The 21,876-nt window shown below is 40.9% G+C and carries 19 protein-coding genes and 1 tRNA gene; 14 read left to right on the top strand and 6 right to left on the bottom strand.

Translation table 11 applies throughout. The features are described 5' to 3' along the window. The first annotated feature begins 253 nt into the window (after positions 1-253). The 3 genes from NSTC745_RS27575 to NSTC745_RS27565 all read left to right on the top strand — a co-directional run bounded on the left by NSTC745_RS27575 (position 254) and on the right by NSTC745_RS27565 (position 2,628). On the top strand, positions 254-1,360 hold the full coding sequence (locus NSTC745_RS27575; protein WP_445633830.1) for a polysaccharide pyruvyl transferase family protein: 1,107 nt from the start codon (positions 254-256) through the stop codon (positions 1,358-1,360). A gap of 11 nt (positions 1,361-1,371) precedes the next feature. Next, positions 1,372-2,217, top strand: coding sequence for an FAD-binding protein (locus NSTC745_RS27570; RefSeq protein ID WP_445633829.1), 846 nt, complete (start codon positions 1,372-1,374; stop codon positions 2,215-2,217). Positions 2,218-2,556: 339 nt separating this feature from the next. Then, a tRNA-Gln gene (locus tag NSTC745_RS27565) sits at positions 2,557-2,628 on the top strand. Between the two features lie 79 nt (positions 2,629-2,707). Here the strand turns inward: NSTC745_RS27565 and NSTC745_RS27560 are convergent. Continuing rightward, complete coding sequence (locus tag NSTC745_RS27560; RefSeq protein WP_096534367.1) at positions 2,708-3,187, bottom strand: hypothetical protein; 480 nt, start codon at positions 3,185-3,187, stop codon at positions 2,708-2,710. A 163-nt stretch (positions 3,188-3,350) separates the two neighbouring features. Between NSTC745_RS27560 and NSTC745_RS27555 the strand changes: the two genes are divergently transcribed. Beyond that, a complete protein-coding gene (locus tag NSTC745_RS27555; protein ID WP_445633828.1) occupies positions 3,351-4,637 on the top strand; it encodes a hypothetical protein in 1,287 nt (428 codons plus the stop codon). A 230-nt stretch (positions 4,638-4,867) separates the two neighbouring features. After that, positions 4,868-6,295 carry a hypothetical protein gene (locus NSTC745_RS27550; RefSeq protein ID WP_445633827.1) on the top strand — a complete coding sequence of 476 codons (1,428 nt, stop codon included), beginning with the start codon at positions 4,868-4,870 and terminating at the stop codon, positions 6,293-6,295. Between the two features lie 991 nt (positions 6,296-7,286). Here NSTC745_RS27550 and NSTC745_RS27545 read toward each other — a convergent pair. Continuing rightward, on the bottom strand, positions 7,287-8,435 hold the full coding sequence (locus NSTC745_RS27545; RefSeq protein ID WP_445633826.1) for an alanine--glyoxylate aminotransferase family protein: 1,149 nt from the start codon (positions 8,433-8,435) through the stop codon (positions 7,287-7,289). A 308-nt stretch (positions 8,436-8,743) separates the two neighbouring features. Here NSTC745_RS27545 and NSTC745_RS27540 point away from each other — a divergent pair, with 308 nt between their 5' ends. The 5 genes from NSTC745_RS27540 to NSTC745_RS27520 all read left to right on the top strand — a co-directional run bounded on the left by NSTC745_RS27540 (position 8,744) and on the right by NSTC745_RS27520 (position 12,734). Next, positions 8,744-9,412 carry a DUF1345 domain-containing protein gene (locus tag NSTC745_RS27540; protein WP_445633825.1) on the top strand — a complete coding sequence of 223 codons (669 nt, stop codon included), beginning with the start codon at positions 8,744-8,746 and terminating at the stop codon, positions 9,410-9,412. A 116-nt stretch (positions 9,413-9,528) separates the two neighbouring features. Continuing rightward, on the top strand, positions 9,529-9,774 hold the full coding sequence (locus tag NSTC745_RS27535) for a ChaB family protein (RefSeq protein ID WP_445633824.1): 246 nt from the start codon (positions 9,529-9,531) through the stop codon (positions 9,772-9,774). 352 nt (positions 9,775-10,126) lie between these two features. Continuing rightward, entirely contained in the window at positions 10,127-10,705 is a 579-nt protein-coding gene (locus tag NSTC745_RS27530) for a GNAT family N-acetyltransferase (RefSeq protein ID WP_445638703.1), read from the top strand. A 33-nt stretch (positions 10,706-10,738) separates the two neighbouring features. Further along, positions 10,739-11,932: an NAD(P)/FAD-dependent oxidoreductase gene (locus tag NSTC745_RS27525; protein WP_445633823.1), complete on the top strand. Its 1,194-nt coding sequence runs from the start codon at positions 10,739-10,741 to the stop codon at positions 11,930-11,932. A gap of 154 nt (positions 11,933-12,086) precedes the next feature. Further along, on the top strand, positions 12,087-12,734 hold the full coding sequence (locus NSTC745_RS27520) for an HAD-IA family hydrolase (RefSeq protein ID WP_096534360.1): 648 nt from the start codon (positions 12,087-12,089) through the stop codon (positions 12,732-12,734). A gap of 129 nt (positions 12,735-12,863) precedes the next feature. On the opposite strand, the gene NSTC745_RS27515 is transcribed toward NSTC745_RS27520, so the two are convergent. Continuing rightward, complete coding sequence (locus NSTC745_RS27515; RefSeq protein ID WP_445633822.1) at positions 12,864-13,196, bottom strand: DUF433 domain-containing protein; 333 nt, start codon at positions 13,194-13,196, stop codon at positions 12,864-12,866. Between the two features lie 329 nt (positions 13,197-13,525). Between NSTC745_RS27515 and NSTC745_RS27510 the strand changes: the two genes are divergently transcribed. The 4 genes from NSTC745_RS27510 (at position 13,526) to NSTC745_RS27495 (ending at position 18,945) form a co-directional block, all read left to right on the top strand. Beyond that, entirely contained in the window at positions 13,526-14,386 is an 861-nt protein-coding gene (locus tag NSTC745_RS27510) for a Tab2/Atab2 family RNA-binding protein (protein WP_445633821.1), read from the top strand. A 48-nt stretch (positions 14,387-14,434) separates the two neighbouring features. After that, entirely contained in the window at positions 14,435-14,602 is a 168-nt protein-coding gene (locus NSTC745_RS27505; RefSeq protein WP_445633820.1) for a hypothetical protein, read from the top strand. A gap of 165 nt (positions 14,603-14,767) precedes the next feature. Then, positions 14,768-16,081, top strand: a complete 1,314-nt coding sequence (locus NSTC745_RS27500; protein ID WP_445633819.1) for a TldD/PmbA family protein — start codon at positions 14,768-14,770, stop codon at positions 16,079-16,081. Between the two features lie 188 nt (positions 16,082-16,269). Further along, on the top strand, positions 16,270-18,945 hold the full coding sequence (locus NSTC745_RS27495; RefSeq protein WP_445638702.1) for a chloride channel protein: 2,676 nt from the start codon (positions 16,270-16,272) through the stop codon (positions 18,943-18,945). 9 nt (positions 18,946-18,954) lie between these two features. Here NSTC745_RS27495 and NSTC745_RS27490 read toward each other — a convergent pair whose 3' ends face one another. From NSTC745_RS27490 to NSTC745_RS27480, 3 genes are all read right to left on the bottom strand, one after another. Continuing rightward, positions 18,955-19,146, bottom strand: a complete 192-nt coding sequence (locus NSTC745_RS27490) for a hypothetical protein (RefSeq protein ID WP_096534355.1) — start codon at positions 19,144-19,146, stop codon at positions 18,955-18,957. Positions 19,147-19,259: 113 nt separating this feature from the next. Continuing rightward, positions 19,260-20,453, bottom strand: a complete 1,194-nt coding sequence (locus NSTC745_RS27485) for a glycosyltransferase (RefSeq protein ID WP_445633818.1) — start codon at positions 20,451-20,453, stop codon at positions 19,260-19,262. A 43-nt stretch (positions 20,454-20,496) separates the two neighbouring features. Next, positions 20,497-21,750, bottom strand: coding sequence for an O-antigen ligase family protein (locus tag NSTC745_RS27480; RefSeq protein WP_445633817.1), 1,254 nt, complete (start codon positions 21,748-21,750; stop codon positions 20,497-20,499). Between the last annotated feature and the right edge of the window lie 126 nt (positions 21,751-21,876).

The raw sequence follows: 21,876 nt of genomic DNA, 5'->3' as shown, positions 1-21,876 counted from the left end.
TAATTTATTTTGCCGCTGTGATTATTTTGCTTAATTGATGAGACGCCATAGTTTTCTTCACTGAATCAAGAAACTTTGGTTTAAATTGCTTGAGAACCTTTTATTGCATTTTGCAAATTTTGATTAATGCAAGATGCATAACAACTTAGGTTCGATTATAAGTGTTTTTTAGATACCAGAGTAGAGAACTAAAACGGTTAGTTAACTAGCTTGAAATTAGTGCCGAATTTATAGTTTATTGCAGAAACCAAAGATGAAAATTGGAATTTTAACTTTTCACCATGTCACTAATTACGGAGCAACACTCCAAGCTTGTGCTCTTTGGACTTTCCTTAATAGCCAAGGTTATGATGTTGAAATCATAGACTATCGACCTCTAAAGATAGTATGGAAATACCTCAGGCCTTTAATTCCCCTGAAACAGCCTGAAAAAATCCTTGTTAACATTTCAAGAGCTTGGAAAATGAGACGGTTTTTACTTTCTCATGTCAAATTGAGTCCGAAAAAATTCTATGACAAAAAAGGCTTAGAATACTATCGCGATAAGTATGACGTAGTAATATGCGGCAGCGATCAAATATGGTGTCTAGATTCTTTTAGAGGTTTTGATTCTGCGTTTTTTTTGGATTTTGTTAGCAAACAAACTACCCGTAAGATCAGCTATGCGGCTAGCTTTGGTAATACGGTAAAGTTAGGAAAATACAATGAAAAAATCTGTAATTTAATCGATCAATTTCAAACTATTTTAGTTCGTGATTCTAATAGCGCAAATATTATTAATAATGAATGTAACCAAAAAGCGATAAAAGTTTTAGATCCTACTTTTTTAATTAAGTATGACGCTATTAAAACACCTCCGAAAATTCAAGGTAAATATCTTTTATTATATTTCCACGCTGAAATAGAACCAGAAGAAGAAGAATTTATCAAATCATTAGCAAAATCTGAAAATCTCACTATAGTTTCAGTAGATCAACCTAAAAAAATAGCACAGATAAATCTGGAAAGTGCTAGTCCAAAAGAGTGGGTTGGGCTATATAGTGAAGCATCTTATATAGTGACTAACACCTTTCACGGCACTATATTTTCTCTGCTTTTCCAAAAACCTTTTAATGTATTTCTCCGTAGTGATAAACAGAATAAAGTCACAGATCTTCTCAGAGATTTAAATTTAGAAAACCGGATATTTTCCGTTAAGGGAAAAGCCCAGCCAAGCCAGGAAGAAATTTTTGATATTGATTATGAATCAGTATCTAAAATATTAGAATCCAAAATAGCCGAATCAAAACAACATTTACTTCAAGCGATTTCACTAGAAACAGTTGATGATAGAAATAAGGCGGTATGTAATCAGGAGTAAAAATAATAAAAATGTCTAATTTGAAAATTGAATCTTTAACATCGAATAGTTTTTCCCACTATAGAACTCAACATCACTTTCAGCGAGTAGGAGAGATTAATAGTATTGACGATCTTCAAGAATACTGTAATTGGGCCCAAGAAAATCAAGTAAATATTTACATAATTGGAAATGGCTCTAATACATTATTTGCGAAAAAGAATATCCAATCATTGATATTGAAAAATAAACTACCTAAATATATAAAACCTCTAGGTGAAAATAGAGTAGAAGTCTCTTCTTCTGTTTCACTCATGGAGGTATTGAAATACTGTTACCAAAATTCTGTAGATTCTTTTTATTATCTTGCGTCTGTACCGGCAACTATTGGTGGTGCATTAGCAATGAACGCTGGTAGGGGAAGGCAACATAAACGTACAATATATGACTTTGTTGAAAGTGTAACTTTCTTTGAAAATGGCTCTATAAAAACACTTGATAATAGTCAAATTGTACGAGATTATCGACAAACTATATTCACTGGCGTCCACTCCAAACTGATATTGAGCGCAGTTTTCAAATTTGAACCAGCCGAATTTACAGAAAGTCCTATAGTTTCAAGACAACATTGGGCAAAAGAACATCAAGATAATACAGCACCTAACTGTGGTTCGGTATTCAAAACCGCTAATTTTAAAATACTTAGTAAGCTGAGAGGTATGGCTATTGGCAAAGCTATGTTTTCTGCGAAAACAACTAATTGGATACTGACTAAATCACAAAATAGCTATGCAATACTTTTGTTGATTAAAATAGCTCAAGTTTTACATTTTGTCAGCGGACAAAAAATTGAACTCGAACTAATTGTAATTGACTAATGCGTGTAAAAAACAAATTAATGCCTGAAGCAGGAATTTTTTGAGCGATCGCCTGCTTACATACATCACTGAGGAAATCTTAGGTTACTATACCCCTACTGTTTCCTTGTATATTATATCGTGCTTGTGAAGAACATAGATTGGGTATTGTCCAAACTCTTCATGTCTTTGGCTTGCTTGTCCCACAATGCCTTTTCAACATGCCAAGGTTTGTGCGATTGCTCCAGAAACTCATTGCTGTAGTCTAGGGCTGTGTAAAAATCCACCTTCTAAAATCAACTATAAAAGTACTTGACACAAACCCATGACTAGCTGTTATATTAATTAGGGTGAAGTTGTTGGGGCGTAGCCAAGTGGTAAGGCAGCGGGTTTTGGTCCCGCCATCCCTAGGTTCGAATCCTAGCGCCCCAGTAAAGAAAAAGACAGGCATAAAACAGCCTGTCTTTTTGCATTTGAATTTAAAGAACTTAAGATTCATTCTTTAAGAATATTACTTATCAGGCGACTTCAAAGCTAGATCCAGAACTTGCCGAGCTTGTTCTGCTTTAGCTCGTGCTTCCTGATAACGCACATTAGCTTGGGCAAAATTTTTCAGAACTTTAAAGCCTTCCTTTAGCCGAGTAATTTCCTCTTCACTCACCGATTCGTCAGTGAACAGAACATCGACTGCTTTACGAATCTCCAAGGCTTCAGTTCGTGATTCTTGAACTTTTAGCTTGAGCGTCGCCAAGTTACTCAGAACTTGCACAGCTTGGGTAATAGCATCCTCACCGTTAGCACTATCAACACTTGGCTCTTTAACCTCAATTAATTGTTGAGGGCCAAATCCTTCTTCTAGTTCCGTGGGTAGCTTACCTGCATCCATCAGTTCCATTAACTGATCCATTGCTTTGTCACGGGCTTTGGCTGAATCTTTTCCAGAAACAGTGAGGATAATTTCTGGGCTTTGGGCAAGAGTATACTGAACCATATTTAAGCAGAAAATTTGCTGGTTAATTAAACCAAGATGATGATTATAACATTTTGTGTGTCATGTTATTTGTTAGTTTATTTATGCCTTTGAGGAGGGTTTTAAAATAAAACTTTATACTTGAAAAGAAAGAGTATATTTATTTTCGCAGGAGGGGAGAGGAATGGCTCTCAATCCCACCATTATGCAAGCAGTGGAACAGATGGGTTACCGCGTCACCGTAGGTGATGTGGCAACTCAAGCAGGATTGAACGTTGCTGAAGCTAATCAAGGTTTATTAGCATTAGCATCTGAGGCTGGCGGACATTTACAAGTAGCAGATTCAGGTGATATTGTTTACCTATTTCCCAAAAATTTCCGCACAATTTTACGTAATAAATACTTCCAGTTACGATTGCAGGAATGGTGGAAAAAAGTTTGGAATGTTCTGTTTTACTTAATTCGGATTTCTTTTGGTATTTTCTTAACTGTTTCCATCGCTCTGATAACTATTACCATCATTATTATCATTACCGCTGCCAATTCAGACCGTGACGGCGATAACCGAAGCAGTAATTCCGGCGGTGGGTTCTTCTATTTCCCAAATTTATTTTGGTACTTTAGCCCAGATTATGGCACTCACTACCCGCAACAGCGAGATGAAAGGCGACAACAAAGCGATTTGAATTTCTTTGAAGCTGTGTTTTCGTTTTTATTTGGCGATGGTAATCCCAATGCCAATTTAGAAGAACGTCGCTGGCAAGAAATTGGTACGGTGATTCGGAATAACCGTGGCGCAGTGATAGCCGAACAAATTTCCCCGTATCTTGATGACATTGGGGAGGAATATCAAAGAGATTACGAAGATTATATGCTGCCGGTTCTGACACGATTTAATGGGCAACCGTCCGTCAGCGAACAAGGGCAAATTGTATATTACTTCCCTGAGTTGCAGGTAAGTGCAGCTAAAAAGCGTCGTCGTTCAATAGCAGTTTACTTAGAAGAATTTCCTTGGCGTTTTAGTGCTGCAAGTTCAGGACAAATTATGCTCAGTGCTGGCTTGGGCGTACTCAATTTTGTTGGCGCTTTAGTATTGGGAAATTTATTAAGAGATGGTACTGTTGCTGCTCAATTAGGGGGACTGGTAGCTTTTGTCCAAGGAATTTATTGGGTGCTGTTGGCTTATGGAATTGGTTTTTTAGGCATACCGTTATTGCGTTATTTTTGGATTCAGTGGCGGAATAAAAAAATTGCTGCACGCAACCGCGATCGCCTTTCTCGCGCTAGGCTATTAGCAAGCGCAGATAGTTCCTTGCAGCAAAAGCTTGACTTTGCCCATCAATTTGCCGCAGAAAAAGTTATTGGCGATGAAGAATTGGTTTACTCCACTGAAACCGACTTACTAGAACAAGAAGTTGAACATTCTGCACAAATTGATGCTGAATGGCAACGGCGGTTGGATGAATCTTGAGGAAGAATTCACCAATTCACCAATTCAGAATTTAAGACTCGCAATTGAGGAGTGCAAAAATTTTCGGAATTAGTTAGGACTTCGGGACTGACAAATAAAAAATATCCAATTAACTCTTGTCAGGTGGGCATCTCGCCCACCCTACTGTCGGGTATCATATAAAACTATGGTGGAGAAACTTTTCAGAGATTTTATCAGTCTGGTTCTCCAAAATCTGCAAGAATACGCCAATGTCATCTTCTGCTCAAGGTATTCCTGGATTACCTGACTTAACACATCCGACTGAGCTTGTGCAATTTGGAACTCAAGCACTTACAGCTTCAGTATTATTAGTATTTTTAGTTATAGCTTTAGGAATTGCGATCGCTCTGGTAAGTTTTTCTCTACGTCGCCATCAAACCGAGAATGTTATTGTCATCGGTGAATGGGCTGTTCGTTATTCCCAACTGTTGCGGGGATTACAACATTTAACTTTAGTATTAGTTCTCTTAGTGCCGGGATTTTTTCTTTGTTCGACTTTGAGCAACCGTTACCATCACTGGGAACAAGCAAAGGTAGCTCAAGTTGTCGAAAGCGTCGCAGGTGAAAGACTCGAACAGTCTGCGCCTCAAGTACGCTACTCTATTCAAGAGCCATATTCTTACACCACCCAAGTCAACGGCAAGATAGTTAAGGTAAATGATACGCGAGAAGTCACCCGTTTCTTGACGTTGGGCGGTTCGCAAATTCAAGTCAAACTCGACCAAAGTGTAGATGTTCCAGGTCGCAGTTCAATTTATCGCGTGGAATACACTGCTGATTATAAAGTAGTTAACCAACTCAACGATATTAATAATTTTTTCTTTGAAGCACCACCGCCTAACGGCTACTCGCTCCTTGCTAGCTACAAAGTAGAGCGTGACGGTACTAGATTACAACAAACCAATCCCGGAGACTATGGTTTTGCTTTCCGCCTGCAACCAGGGGAAGCAACCACCTTTCGAGTTACCTATCAAGCTCAAGGAGGGCCGCGTTGGGTTTACAGCGCCGAAGGACAGTTGCTTTCTAACTTCCGCCTCACCGCAACTGCTAACTTTGCCCCCGCTGATTTCGCCAGTGGTATTGTACCGAATGAGATTAAAGTTGATGGACGCAGCACTCAATTTACTTGGATATTTAACGATAATGTTTCAGTGAAAAATCCATTTGGAGTGTTTACCAACACCGAACCGATTCGTCACACTGGTATCATTCCGCGGCTGTTGTTGCTAGCACCAGCAATATTTTTGTGGTGGATATTATTGTTATATTTATCACTGCCAATGAGTTTCAAAAATATCGCGATCGCTGGTAGTATTTTCTTTGCTTGTCTATTAGCTTTGACCTATCTCGCTCGCTTGATAAATCCTCAATTGGCTTGGGCTTTCATTTCCATCATCTTATTGTTTTTGACATGGGGATTAGGTGCCAGCCGCAGTACTTCCCTTGCTGCTATCATCTGCACTATTGCTGGAGCAGTATTACCCATATTTGGATTATTAGTACCGTTTAGCGGCGTCACCCTCAGCCTTGCAGGTTTGCTCTCGGCCGTCTGGCTAGTAGTTCGTCACTGGTACGGTTGGTTCAGTTTGCACCCAGAAGACCAAAGATTACAAATTCAGAGAAACGGTAGAGATTAGGGAACTCAAAGAAATAAATTATCCTGCTTTAGGTTGATGACTGTTGAGTGCGAACGGGAAATCTTTTTTATTGCTCCCAAGGGGTTAACCGAAGATGCGATCGCGGTAATCTAGTTATGATGAGCAAAGCTTTAGCTAACAATACTCATGGATGGCGATTTACTAACTTTTTTTGCAGCTGCTGGATTACTGATTCTCTATCTCATCTTCTCGGCATTGACGGAAATGGGTACTAAACTACCTTGGAAGAAATAAGCTAATGGAGCGATGGATTTAAGAATTGACAGTTTCTAAAATTAAAAATACAGCAGAATTCAGAATTCAAGACTCATAATTCTGAATTCCAAATTACAATAGGCTCTGTGTTTAGCTACTAGAGCTAGATAAAGATTTACACTTCTCAGCCTCATTGGACTTGGAAAAAGCTATAAACATCCATTAGGCTGGCTATTATATTTAATTGATTGAGAGAATGGCAAATGAGCGACCCACAGAAGAACCAAATTAAAATTGAGCCAGCAACCCTCGTTTTGATTGTGTCTGTCTTAATATTTTTGCCTCTGCTGGTTGTTGGTTTTTTCTCCCAGTGAAACTATTCCAGGCAATATGCAACAGGCAAAGAAAGTCTTTTGCAATCTAGCTTTTACGGTACGCTTAACCTATACATAGATAGGCGCGTACAACTGTACGCCCCTACCAACAATTCAGATGTTGCCAAGATTTTAGGAATAAACGTCTTGCATTGTTAATGCATCGATTTGTAGAATATCAACTTTGCTTCTCAAACAATGCTAATTTAAGTTACTTACAGCGCTTTTCATTTGGATGGAATACATGCTTGAATACTAAATTATCGTAAGGGCACAACAATGCTAAAGCCCCTACTGTGGTCTATTCATCTGCAAATTGCTGTAATTGCGAATTAGTACAAGGCGATCGCTTTTGACTCAGGTGCGTTAAGCTACTGTCAACGCACCTAATTATCTCAAAACTACTTCGGTAAAACTTGCCGCAATGCTGCTATCAGTTGGTCAACACTTTCCTTACGACTATTAAAGCCCATCAGTCCTACGCGCCAGACTTTACCAGCAAGTTCGCCAAGACCACCGCCAATTTCAATATTATATTCATTGAGTAACTGCCGAGCGATCGCTTTGCCATCTAATCCCTCTGGAATGCGGACAGTAGTAAGAGTTGGCAGTCGATACTCCCGCTCAACGTGCATACTTAATCCTAAGTCTTCCAAACCTTCCCAGAGATATTCTACGTTCTTTTGATGACGCTGCCAGCAGTTTGCTAATCCTTCTTCGGCAACTAAACGTAGTGCTTCCCGCAATGCGTAGTATAAATTAATCGGGGCTGTGTGATGATAGACGCGATCGCTACCCCAATATTTACTTAGCAAAGACATATCTAAATACCAATTGGCAACTTTCGTGCGACGCTTTTGCAATTTTTCAGCTGCACGCGGACTCATGGTAAAAGGCGAAGCACCAGGGGGGCAACCCAAGCCTTTTTGGCTGCAACTATAAGCAAGGTCAACACCCCAAGTATCTAACAATAAGGGAACACCGCCGAGGCTTGTGACAGTATCTAATAATAGTAAAGTGCCAAACTCACGACACAAATCAGCAACTCCTTCCAAAGGTTGCCGTGCGCCGGTGGAAGTTTCGGCATGAACCAAAGCTAGAATTGCTGGACGATGAGTTTCCAAGGCAGTTTTCAATTCTTCCAAGCTGAAAACTTGTCCCCAAGGCTTAGTAATTGTTCGCACATCAGCGCCATAACGTCCAGCCATATCCACTAAGCGATTACCGAAGTAACCAGCTACACCAATCAAAACTACATCACCAGGTTCCACGCTATTGGCGATGGTTGCTTCCATTGCGGCTGTCCCCGTACCGCTGACTGCAATGGTGAGTGGGTTTTCTGTTTGCCATACGTAGCGCAGCAACGATTGAATTTCATCCATCAGTGCGAGAAAAGCGGGGTCAAGATGCCCGACTGGTGAAGTATTCATCGCTTGGAGAACTGTCGGATGGGCATTTGAGGGGCCAGGCCCCAACAGTAAGCGGGATGGGATTTCTAAAGGTGACAGTTGCAAGCGCCCAGAATCGTTAATTGAAATTGTCGGCGTCATAATTTTTCTTCGCTTAGACGGTACTTACCGCATCATAAAGCGATCGCAGACAATGGGGAATAGGGAAACGATTGCTTATTCCCTAAAGTAATAGATCGTTTTTCCCATAATCAAATAAGATTGCTAAGTAGGTAGACACAATTAAATGTAAAATACAAAAGTTTAAACCTCGATAAAACTGCCTCATACTTACATCAAGCATTAACTATTTCGTTTTTACTTATTCACTTACTAACAAACACAATTATGGTTTTTGCAGGTAAACGATCGAATCATTTAAGTGTTAATAACGGTAAATTACAATATTTGTGAAACTTAATTTGTTTAAAAACTTTGACCCACGACCTCGATTGTTTATCGCTGTCGGAGTCGCTGTATTAATTTCAGTAATACTTCCGCCTTGGCTGCATTTACCTACTCGGATTCTCTGTGGTTGGAACTCTGGCGCTGATTTGTTTTTAGCTATAACTTGGTGGAAAATGCTTAAAGCCAACCCAGAAAAAATTCGCCGTTATGCAGAGAGTGAATATGAAGGACATTTAGCTATATTCATGTTGGTGATAGCTGCGGCTTGTGCCAGTGTTTTAGCCATTGGGTTTTTACTAACTGATAAAAAAGAGTTCTCAATAATTATGCTTGTTCTACATGTCATACTTTCAATTATGACGATTGTAGGTTCGTGGTTATTAGTGCATACGATATTTGCAGTGCAGTACGCACACACTTATTACAAATATATTAGCCGCAATAATAGCGAAGAAATTACCAGAGGTTTAGATTTTCCTCATAACGACTACCCAGACTACTGGGAATTTTTATATTATTCATTTGTAATTGGCATGACTAGCCAAGTTTCAGATGTGCAAACGACATCACGCGATATGAGGCGCTTGACGTTGGTACATGGTATATTATCCTTCTTTTTCAATACCACGATTTTAGCTATGAGTATTAATATTATTGCCTCATTGATTTAAAAATTGTTTGACTCAGCCAAAAGTATGATTATTTAGTCCTCTACTTAGAGAAAGATGGCATTCGATTGCTAATTTTTTAGCATGAACTTAAGTTAAGAGAATTGGAATTAAGTTTTATGCCAGAGCAAGGAATAAATCAATTACCTGAAGACATTAAACAGCAATTGCCCGAACACGCACAGCAGATTTTTGCAGCAGCATTAAGCTCCGCTCAAAAAGATGGTTTGAGTGAAGAAGGTGCCCGCGAGATTGCTTGGAATAGTGTCAGAAATGAGTACGAACCAGGCAGCAACGGTCAATGGCAAAGGAAGTCTGAAGATACTGCCATACATAATAAATCTGTTACCTCTGGCGGTAATTAAGTCAATCTAACTTTGGATACAGCAGAATTCAAAATTTAGAAGCTAGGAGCAAAGCCGGAGACGTTTTTGTTGCTTTATCTATACCCAGCTTTAAGATTTGGATGGCGTACTTGACCAATCTCAAGTCTACTGTAAGTATTGAGTATCAGTGCTGGTGTCAGAATTTAAGGGGAGTTTTATTTTCACAAAGTGGGGATAAAATTCCCCTTTGCGTTTTTACAACTGCTGCAACAGAATAGAGATTTTGAATAAAGTTAGGACTTAAGCCCTTTTGCGTCTATGATTTTCCCTTACCTGTGCGTAAATCTTGAAAGTATTATTAAATAGTTTCTCTAAAAAATATACATCAAAAATGTTAATTAAGAAACATGAAATTACTATTCGTCCTATGGAAGATGAAATGTATGATTATGAGTTACTCGCAAAGTGGTTAACTGACCAAAAAGTATTGGAATTTTATGAAGGCAGAGATAATCTTTTTGCTGTAGAAAGAATTATAGAAACATACAAACCTTCTATCCAACGAGATGAGGGAGTTATTCCCTGTATTTTTTACTATCAAGATACTGCCATAGGTTATTTACAGTATTTTGCACTCAATGACTTATCGGAAACCGATAGACAATTGTATTGTCTGGATCGAACCGAAAATGTTTATGGAATTGACTTATTTATAGGCGAAACTGACTATTGGAATCGAGGAATTGGAACGAAAATCCTGTCAGTAGTTATTAACTATCTTTTTGAAGAAGTACAAGCAAAGAAAATTGTTATCGATCCGCATGTTGATAATCTTCGTGCAATCCGCTGCTATGAAAAATGTGGTTTTGTAAAAGTAAAGTTATTGCCTGCCCATGAACTCCATGAGGGAAAATACTCGGATTGTTGGCTGATGGCGATCGCGGCAAAGAAATCATTACACTTAAGTTAGTTGCCCTCCTAGTATGACCGTCCCATAGAATCGATGACTCAACAAACTTCTAGAATCTGCATCCTTGGTGGAGGCTTCGGTGGTCTCTACACAGCCTTGCGTTTAAGCCAGTTACCTTGGGAATCTACACAAAAACCCGAAATTGTTTTGGTAGATCGAAGCGATCGCTTTCTATTTTCCCCCTTTCTCTACGAATTACTCACTGGCGAACTGCAAACCTGGGAAATTGCCCCACCATTTGAAGAACTTTTACAAGGTACGGGGGTACGTTTTTATCAAGGAGTGGTATCTGGAATTGACATCGACCAACAACGAATAAACTTACACGAAGGGCCAGAAATCCCTTACGACCGATTAGTGCTGGCGCTAGGAGGAGAGACACCGCTAGATTTAGTGCCTGGTGCAGCAGCCTACGCCTACACATTCCGGACAATCTCCGATGCCTATCGTTTAGAAGAACGCCTGCGATTTTTGGAAGAATCCGATACTGATAAAATTCGAGTGGCGATCGTCGGGGCTGGTTACAGTGGCGTAGAGTTAGCTTGTAAGTTAGCCGATAGATTAGGCGACAGAGGACGGTTTCGCATCGTTGAAATCGCCGACCAAATCTTGCGAACTTCCCCAGAATTTAACCGTGAAGCAGCCAATAAAGCTTTAGATGCACGTGGCGTGTTTCTCGATTTAGAAACCAAAGTCGAATCAATCGGGCAAGATACCATCTCCCTAGAGTATAAAAATCAAGTAGACACAATTCCCGTCGAATTAGTAATTTGGACAGTGGGAACGCGAGTTGCGCCAGTGGTGAAATCCCTTCCCCTCAAACAAAATCAGCGCGGTCAAATTAGCACCACATCCAACCTGCAAGTCTTCGAGCATCCAGAAATCTTTGCCTTGGGAGATTTAGCAGACTGTCACGATGCAGAAGGACAACAAGTACCCGCCACCGCTCAAGCCGCTTTCCAACAAGCTGATTACGCTGCTTGGAATATCTGGGCTTCTTTTACAAATCGTCCTTTACTTCCCTTCCGCTATCAACACTTAGGCGAAATGATGGCATTGGGGAAAGATAACGCCACCCTCGCCGGCTTGGGAATCAAACTAGATGGGCCTTTGGCATACATCGGCCGTCGCGTTGCTTATTTATACAGGTTGCCAACTTTAGATCATCAGCTTAAAGTTGGTTTTAATTGGTTAGTTCGTCCTATTATAGAGACACTTTCTAAATAGGGGCTGGGTACTGGGTACTGAGTACTGGGTATTAGGAAGAGGTAAGGAGCAGAGGTGAAGGGGCATAGTGGAAACACTTACTCTCACATTCCCTCTCTTTTTATTCCCCATTCCCCAGTCCCTAGTCCCTAGTCCCCAGTCCCCAGTCCCCGTTATGGAACAACCGAAAGTTATTTTTTTAGATGCTGTAGGCACACTGTTCGATGTTAAAGGTAGTGTAGGTGAAGTTTATAGTGAAATAGCTCAGGAATTCGGCGTTACAGTTTCCCCCGAAATATTAAATAAAACCTTTATCCAAAGCTTTAAAGCATCGCCGCCGCCCATATTTCCAGATGCAGAATTGCAAGATATTCCCCAGCGTGAGTTTGATTGGTGGCGGATAATTGCCCTGAACACTTTTGAAAGCGCCGGGGTTCTCAAGCAATTTTCTGACTTTTCGGCTTTTTTTAGCGAACTTTACATTCACTTTGGAACTGGCGAACCGTGGTTTGTCTATCCCGATGTCGTACCAGCTTTGATTAACTGGCGGCAGTTGGGAATTTCTTTAGGAGTGCTGTCTAATTTTGATTCCCGGATTTATTCAGTATTGCAAAGTTTGGGATTGAGAGAGTTTTTTAGTTCTATTACTATTTCTACCCAGGTGCGTGCAGCTAAACCAGATCCTCAAATTTTTGCCATTGCTTTAAACAAACATAAATGCTCTCCAGAAGCAGCATGGCATGTTGGCGATAGCATTGCCGAAGATTATTACGGAGCGAAAGCTGCTGGTTTGAGAGCTGTTTGGATCGATCGTAGGAAATGATTGAGATGCTGCCAAGGAAAATTAAATCTATGAACTTTACAACTCATAATTGAAGTATTTTTAAAGTGGAATCAAATCCAACTGTCTTCAGCTTAGGTGACAAATTTTCATCCAGCAGAAAACGTACTTTCACAAATGGTTTAATAAGTCTTGTTTGCGTTGTGCTTTTAATACTCTTAAACGTTGCATTAAAGGTGAAGGATTAGCTGATGATTCTTGATAGCTTTGTTCTCGCCATTTTGCTAAACGCAACATATAACCATCTATCTCAACACGATTATGCAAGTAGTAGGTTAGTGTTGCATAAATTTTTTCTAAATTTAGAGAAGGTAATTCCTCTAGAATTTCCTCTGGTGAATATCCTTGCAGGTAATATTGAATCACGTTATCAATACCAATGCGATGGCCTTTAATACGGATGTCATCCGGGTCTAAAAACTCAAAATAATCTTTTAGTTCCATTCTTCTATCTTTGTAAATCTTTTAGCGTTATCCTAATTTGTCTGCAAGAGCGATCGCCTTATAAATTCTCCAGTCACCCCAAAATCTATTACTCCAAAAACTAGAACTTTCAATTTCACAATGAAGCTCAAAAGTTTAAACAATACCTTGGGATAAACATTTTTTCTCCCCCTGCCTCCCCTGCTCCCCCTGTCTCCCCTGCCCCTCTGCCCCCGTGCCTCCCCTACCCCCCCTGCCCCTCTCGCCACTCCCTTATTCTCCATGCTGCCCTAACACTCGTATGATCGAGATATCAGCAAAATATAACAACCTGATTTTTACCGTAAAACATGGGCAGTATTTGGGAAATCGATTTTTACTCTCGTCCGATTTTAGACGCCAATCAAAAAAAAGTTTGGGAAGTCTTAGTCTGTGAAAGTCCCTTGGATACCAACACAAAAGCAGATTCTTTGTTTCGCTATGCTCAATATTGCCCCAGTACCCAAGTAAATTCGGGCTGGTTGCGGACTGCATTGCAAGAGGCTATTAGCCAAGCTGGAAAAGCGCCAATTAAAATTCGCTTTTTCCGCCGCCAAATGAACAATATGATTACGAAAGCTTGCGAAGACTTGGGAATTCCCGCTCAACCCAGTCGGCGAACTTTAATTCTTAACCAATGGTTACAACAGCGGATGGAGGAAGTGTATCCTCAAGAACCAGGGTATCAAGGGGGTACTAATCCCTCAGTCCGGTTGGAGAAGCCTTTGCCCCAACGTTTACCAGATGCTTTGGAAGGGCAGCAGTGGGTATTTGTGAGCTTACCAGCTGCAGATTTGGCAGAGATGCCAGAGTGGGAAATTGGTTTTGGAGAGGCTTTCCCGCTAGATCTGGCACAAGTATCACCTGAAACCCGTATTCCTGGTGTTTTATTTTTCTCACCTAGAGCATTGCCTTTGGCGGGTTGGATGTCTGGTTTGGAGTTGGCTTTTTTGAAAGTTGACACCAGCCAAGAGACGAGATTGCTTTTAGAAACTGGTGTTACTGAAAGCTGGATTGTGGCAAATATCAAAAAGCCTCAAACTTTAGCAGAAGCTAAAGGTTTTGAAGAGGCCAAGCAAAAAGCTAATGGAGTGCATTTTCTTGGCGTACAGTCCAATCCGCAAGCGGAATCATTTGCTGGTTTTTGGCTGTTGCAAGAGGTTAATCTTTGAAAATTGGGGATGGGGGGCAGGGGGGCAGGGGAGCAGGGGAGCAGGGGAGTGTGGGGAGTGTGGGGAGTGTGGGGAGTGTGGGGAGTGTGGGGAGAAAGAGAATTTATGCCCCCCTCTCCTCCCACACCTCCCACACCTCCCTCTCCTCCCACACCTCCCACACCCCCCACACCTCTAATACCCCATGCCCCATGCCCAAAAATTGCGATCGCATAAGAAACGTTGAGACATGGCAATGATTTGGGATAATTATCTGCGTCCATCAGTGTCGATCTGTGGTTGAAAATTGCAATTGCAAAAACGGGCTGATGATTTTTTGGATAATTATCTGCGTCTGTTGGCGTTGATATGCGGTTCAAAATCCACAATTCACTAAGGGTCATGGGTTCTGAAAATTTGTCAAAAGATACACTAGCGGAAGAACTGCTGGAACTAGCCATAAAATCTGGCGCAGAAGCAGCTGAGGTGTACCAATCACACTCCCTTTCTCGTCCAGTTTTTTTTGAGGCAAACCGACTCAAGCAGCTAGAAACCAGCCAATCTGAAGGTACAGCGCTGCGGCTTTGGCGAAATGGGCGTCCAGGACTGACGGTGGCTTACGGTTCTGTCCCAGCCCAAGTGATGGTGGAAAAAGCTTTGGCTTTGAGCCAACTTAATCAGCCGGAAGCAGTGGAATTAGGCTCTAATTCTCAGCCATCTTACCCAGATTTAGGGGAAAGTGTGCCGATAGAGATTTTAGTAGATTGGGGCAAGGAAGCGATCGCACTCATCCGCGATGCCTATCCGGATGTTGTCTGCAATGGCGACTGGGAATGTGATGTTGAAACTACTAGGCTAGTTAATACTAAAGGCTTAGATTGCCACTACACCGACACTACCCTCAGTTGCTACATCTCGGCAGAATGGGTGCGGGGTGATGATTTTTTGAGCGTTTCTGATGGTCAAACCCAGCGGGGGAAACTCCATCCAGATACATTAGCTAACCAAATTTTACAGCGCTTAATTTGGGCAAGAGAAAATGTTTCATCGCCCAATCGCCGCGTCCCAGTTTTGTTTACTTCTAAAGCCGCCGATATGCTTTGGGGTACCGTGCAAGCAGCTTTGAACGGCAAGCGAGTTTTAGAAGCAGCTTCCCCTTGGGCAGAACGCTTAGGTACCGAAGTCATGGCGTCAAGCCTCACTCTGTACCAAGATCCCCAAGCTGGCCCTTACAGTTGCCCTTTTGATGACGAAGGCACTCCGACTCAATTTTTAGTATTTATCCAAAACGGAACTTTAGAGAATTTCTATGGCGATCGCACTACCGGTCGCCAACTAAATACTTACACCACTGGCAATGGTTTTCGCCCCAGTTTAGGCAGCTATCCCACCCCTGGTTTATTTAATTTTCTCATCCAGCCAGGATCGTTATCGCTACAAGAGTTGATCGAACAGTTGGATGATGGCTTAATTGTGGATCAAATGCTGGGTAATGGCGGCAGTATTTCTGGAGATTTTTCCATCAACGTTGATTTAGGCTACCGCGTCCAAAATGGTCACGTAATTGGACGCGTTAAGGATACGATGGTTGCAGGTAATGTCTACGCAGCTCTCAAGCAATCAGTTACACTCGGCAACGATGCTGATTGGAATGGTTCTTGTTATACTCCATCTCTTATAGTCGAAGGGCTATCCACGACTGGGAGAAGTAATTAGGGGAGATGGGGGGATGGGGAGATGGGGGGATGGGGGGATGAGGAGATGGGGGAGTGTGGGGAGAGAGGGGGGAAAAATCTCTTCACCATCCTCCCACACCTCCCACACCTCCCACACCTCCCACACCTCCCCACCTCCCCACCTCCCCACCTCCCCACCTCCCCACCTCCCCACCTCCCCAATCCTTTATGTCTCTTCCTGTTCTGAATCAGCGCTTTCGCACTTGGTGGCAGCCTAGAAGAGGTTTAGCGATCGCTGAAGCTTGTGTTATTGGTCTGGTTGCGGCTTTATCTGCGGTGTTGCTGAAAGTGGGTTCGGGATGGCTGGGGACGTGGCGAGTCCACAGTACTAGGCTGTTACCTGTATGGCTGGCACTGCCGATAGTTGGTCTTGTTCTGGGGTTTGTGGCTGGCTGGCTGGTGGAAAGGTTGGCACCAGAGGCTTCTGGTAGCGGTATCCCCCAAGTTAAAGCAAGTCTCGCTAATGTACCCATCAGGTTATCTTGGCGCGTGGCTGGTGTGAAGTTACTCAGTGCCATCATCGCCATCGGTTCCGGTATGACTATAGGACGCCAAGGACCTACTGTCCAAGTGGGGGCAGGTTTGGCAGCAGGGATGAGTCGCTGGGTTCCCACTTCTCCAGATCATCGGCGGCAAATGATTGCAGCAGGGGCGGGTGCAGGTTTGGCAGCTGCTTTTAATGCGCCGATCGCAGGTGTATTATTTATCGTGGAAGAGTTACTCCAGGATTTATCCGGGCTGACTCTGGGAACTGCGATTATTGCTTCCTTTATTGGTGGGGTGATATCCCGACTTTTAGGTGGTGGCAGTTTAGACTTAAACCTGCGATTGGTGCAATCTTCCAGCCAATTCTCTATCCCGGAAATTCCTTTTTTCCTAGTATTGGGTATTTTGGCAGGGTTATTCGGTGGATTGTTTAACCAGGGAATAATATTTAGTATTAAATGTTATCAACGATTGCATATCAGTTTACCGCTGCGGGTAGCTTTGGCTGGATTTATCTCCGGTATTGTAGTGGCAATGCTTCCGCCATCATTCCGCGATAATACTGGGTTAAGAGAATATGTAATTACTGGAGTAGCCCATCCCTATGTAGCAGCGATCGCTTTTGGGGCACAGTTCGTACTCACACTGGTAGCATTTGGTTCGGGAGCGCCAGGGGGGTTATTCGCTCCTAGTCTGATTTTGGGTTCTTGCTTAGGACACATCATCGGTGTATTGGAGCTTCATATTACAGGAGCGGGTTCGCCGGCTACTTATGCCCTAGCGGGTATGGGTGGATTTTTTTGCGCCGTCTCCAAGGTGCCAATCACAGCAATTGTGATTGTGTTTGAGATGACTACAGATTTCAATTTGGTGCTACCTTTAATGATTGTTTGTGTAGCAGCTTATTTGGTTGCGGAGAAGGCGGTGCCTGGTTCGCTTTATGAAAAACTTTTGGAATTGAAAGGTATTACTCTCACCAAAGAAATTGCTGTGGAGGGAGCATTAACTAAATTAACTGCCAAAGATGTGATGCAAGAACGGGTGGAAACTTTGGATGCACAGATGAGCTTAGAAGAAGCCATACAAGCTTTTGCCCGTTCGCATCATCGGGGTTTTCCTGTAGTAGAAGATAACAAGTTAGTCGGAATTGTAACGCAAACTGACTTGCTGAAAATCCGCGATCGCAATCTAGCCAACGATCTTTCTTTAAAAGAAATTATGACAGCTGTCCCAATGACAGTAACACCAATCCACACTTTGAGCAATGTTTTGTATTTACTCGATCGCTATCAAATCAGCCGCTTACCAGTGGTGGATGGACGAAAACTGATTGGGATTATTACCCGTGCAGATATTATTCGGGCGGAAGCAGGCCATTTGAATGCTAATGACAGGAAACCGAAACTGCGCTCAGAGCCTTCTTATGTAGTTTACCAAACGCGATCGCCCAGCATTGGTAGAGGTAGATTATTAGTGCCGGTAGCTAATCCCGAAACAGCGGCGATTTTATTGGAAATGGCAACTGCCATTGCCCGCGATCGTCATTATGAAATAGAGTGCATACAAGTAATCCTCGTGTCGCGCCACAGTTCCCCATCTGAGACACAGGTAAGAACAGCTAAAAGTCGCCGTCTCCTCCGCAAAGCAGAAGTATTAGCGAAAAAGTGGCAAATTCCCCTCCACACACAAATTCGAGTTACCCACGATGTCGCCCAGGCAATTTTGGAGACAATCAACGAACAACACATCGACCTACTACTAATGGGGTGGAAAGGTAACACATCTACCCCAGGTCGGATTTTTGGCAACGTCGTAGACACCATAATTCGCCAAGCCACCTGCGAAGTAGTTTTAGTCAAGTTGGGCAAAACTTCCCAAGATGCGGGGACACCAGCACGCGGGGACAACAGGAATTTATCACAAACGCTCTTTGCGTCTTCTTCCACTCCCCACTCCTTCAACCGTTGGCTAGTCCCGATGGCTGGAGGTCCGAATTCACGAGTAGCGATTAAATTGCTTCCGGCTTTAATTACCTTGGGAAATAATCCAAAAATTCGGCTGACACAGGTGTTTAAGCCATCTGAGTTGCAGCCAAACATGGCAGTTTTAGAAAATGCTATACGTGAGTTAATGCGCCGAAGGAAATTGTCTAGTACTGTTGTTGCTCTGGGAGTACAAGCTGATTCAGTTGCCGAAGGTGTGATTAAATTAGTGAAAACTGAAGGTTATGATGTCGTAGTTGTGGGCGCTTCACGCGAGGGATTGTTGCAGCAAGCGATTCAAGGTAATATTCCAGAAGCGATCGCCTCTGGTGTAGAAATTACAGTAATTCTGGTCAGGAGTGCGATTAATAGTTAATTGCTGGAATTAGTGATACCAGACACCAATAATCAGAGTAAAAATTATTGGTATTAAGATTGGAATAGCAACTACAAGTCCCCACTGCCCAAACTTAATTTCCTCACCTTCAGATTTTAAAAACGCAATCCAGCCTACAACTCCCATCAAAACCCAAATAAATCCAAAAACCAGAAATATAACAAATACTGAATCTTGCATTTTTCAAATAACCAAATTATTTTCCTCAATTGCCACTAATCTAACTAATATAGTACTCATATTTGATTAGCTAAAAAACTCACTACAACTCAAAAGCCTTTCTTTACTATTGCCTATTGCCTCTTACCTATTGCCTGTTCTCTATTCTCTACTAAACCAAATAACTTTGCTAATCTTGCACGAAATCGGCTAAATTCATAAGCTTCAATAGTTTTTTGTTGCAGTAATTCTGGTTGATAAACTACTGGATTAGAAAAATTACCTTGCAAGATTTGAATGAGATTATCAGCAATTTCTTCGACGTTATCAGGGTCAACTAAACATCCCAATTTTCCTTGGGCCAATGGGTCTACAGAACCATCTTGATTACCAGCCAACACGGGTTTACCACAAGCTAAAGCTTCTAGATAAACAATACCAAATCCTTCACCTTTACTAGGCATCGCAAAAACATCGCAGAGATTGTAATGAGCGCACAATTCTTCGTCGGGTACAAATCCGGCAATGGTAATAGAATCTTCTAGATTTAAGCTGCTAATCAAAGCTTTAATTCGAGGTAAGTCATCTCCTTTACCTGCAAGAATAAAGCGAACATCTGGAATCTGCGATCGCACTTTCACTAAAGCATGAATAATTTGGTCATACCCCTTATATTTTGCCATGCGTCCCAGGCGCGTTACCATTAGAATTACAGGCTGGTCATCTCTCAAATTGTAGCGCTTGAGTAATTTCGTTGGTTTTGGCTTAATTTGAAATTCTTTAGCATCAAATGTATTAGGCAAAACCACAATTTTTTGAGGATCGATATCTGTTTCTGAAAGCAAACGCTGGCGAGTGTAGTTACTGACACTAATAATTCTGTCTGCTTCTTTTAATGCTAATTTTGTAATTTTACTATCAATCTCCCAAACGTCTAAGCCATGAGCGACTACCCAATAAGGAATTCCCGTTATCCGTTTGAGAGCATAACAAGCGGTGGCATAGTTTACATGGGTTGATATAACTATGGTAGGACGTTGCAAAATACCAAAAGTTATTATTTTCCTCGCAAATAAAATAGTTTGCAATAATCTTGGTAAATGTCCAAAATAATGATATTTTGTCGAATTTAAAAATTCCAAATTTGGATCTTTCTTCAAATTGCGTTTATCGTACTTGAGAAACACATCATAATTAGCTTCAGGATATAAATCTTGTAATGCTCTGAGCAAAAATATTGAATAAACTTGAATCCCTCCCTTAAAACCAAATATATTGGGAAATATTAGCTGGAAATGATATTTATTTCTCGTATTTGTTTTCGGCATTGCAACTAATTTAACCTATTAGCTAAGATGACAAAATTATTTATTAGAGTTCCGAACTAAGTAGCGGAGTCAGAGATTGCATTTCGGAATTTTCTGGCATAACTTTCCTAGAATTTATCGCTGCTGCTAGAAAATAAAATTCAATAGTTGTAAAGGTATAATCTTCTGCAAAAAAATCTGGCAATTGAGATGCTAAACACATCATAATCGGAGCGATCGCCACGGGATTAGCATATTTAACTTTAGATGCAATTATTACTAAAAAGTTAGTAAAAATCAATAATCCTGGAATTCCTTCTTCTACTAGCACATTTAAAAATATATTGTGTGCGTGGAAACCTTTAGGGCCAAAAACTTTGGTTCCTATATGTTCTGCAAAAACTCCTACACCTATACCAGTCACCGGTCTTTTAATAGTTTCGATAATAGCTGCCTTCCAAAGAGCAAACCTCGATAGTGCTGTTCCTACAGGACTAGGAAGCACAATCTCACTCGGATTTGTTGAAAATAAATTAATTAATGGAAATATTTTACTATCTCCCAAACCTATTCTATATGTAGATACTGGTATAGTTAGAATACACAAAAGCCATAGACTAATAATAGCGATCGCTTTTTTGATATCAATTATTTTATATCCCAATAAAATAATTAAACCAAACAGAAAAATCAGCCAAGCATTTCTGCTGGCAGACAAAGCTAAGGAGATTAAAAAAATAAATTCACTTATATATAACTCAATTGGAGAAATTTTATTTTGTTTTTCTAAAGTTAGACTTAAACATAAACCAATACCCATTATTACTCCAAACTGATTCGGGTTTTGCATTATTGAACCAATTTGAGGATAAAAGCTCGGAAATTTTAATAGTTCAAAAATCCAGTGATTTGGAACTAAAGCTTCTAAAAAACCCAAAATTCCAATTATTTCTAACAAGTACAATATACAACGATAGTAAAATGTTAAAGATGAGGTTTTGAGTTTTTTAAAAGTTAAGACGAGAAAAGCAAAATATAATATAAAATAACTAGAATATTTAACACTATAAGTAATCGCGGTACTGGGGAATTGACTAGTTAATGACGAAACCCACATCCATACATATAATATTCCCACAGATATCAAAGTAGTTTTATTTTTTTTAATAAATTCTTTTGTATCTTTTAAAGACAAACTAATTATAGCAAAGCTGAAAGCGGGCAGTAATAAATAATGAATACCAATATTGAGTCCCGGAAATTTAATTCGCCCTAACAGGGAAGAAAATAGTATCAGCAGGAAAAATATATTAATCATAAATTTTTAGTTTTGAGATAATTTTGTGGCAACAAAAAACCTAGATTAAAACCTAAATTTCTAGGTTTCAGCGGAGATTTTGATATTGTTCCAATTTAAAAAATTTAATCCTGTGGAGGATATTAT

The sequence above is a fragment of the Nostoc sp. DSM 114161 genome (assembly GCF_052692665.1).
Note: the sequence above shows the minus strand (reverse complement) of the source record. Positions and strands in the feature narration are given on the sequence as shown.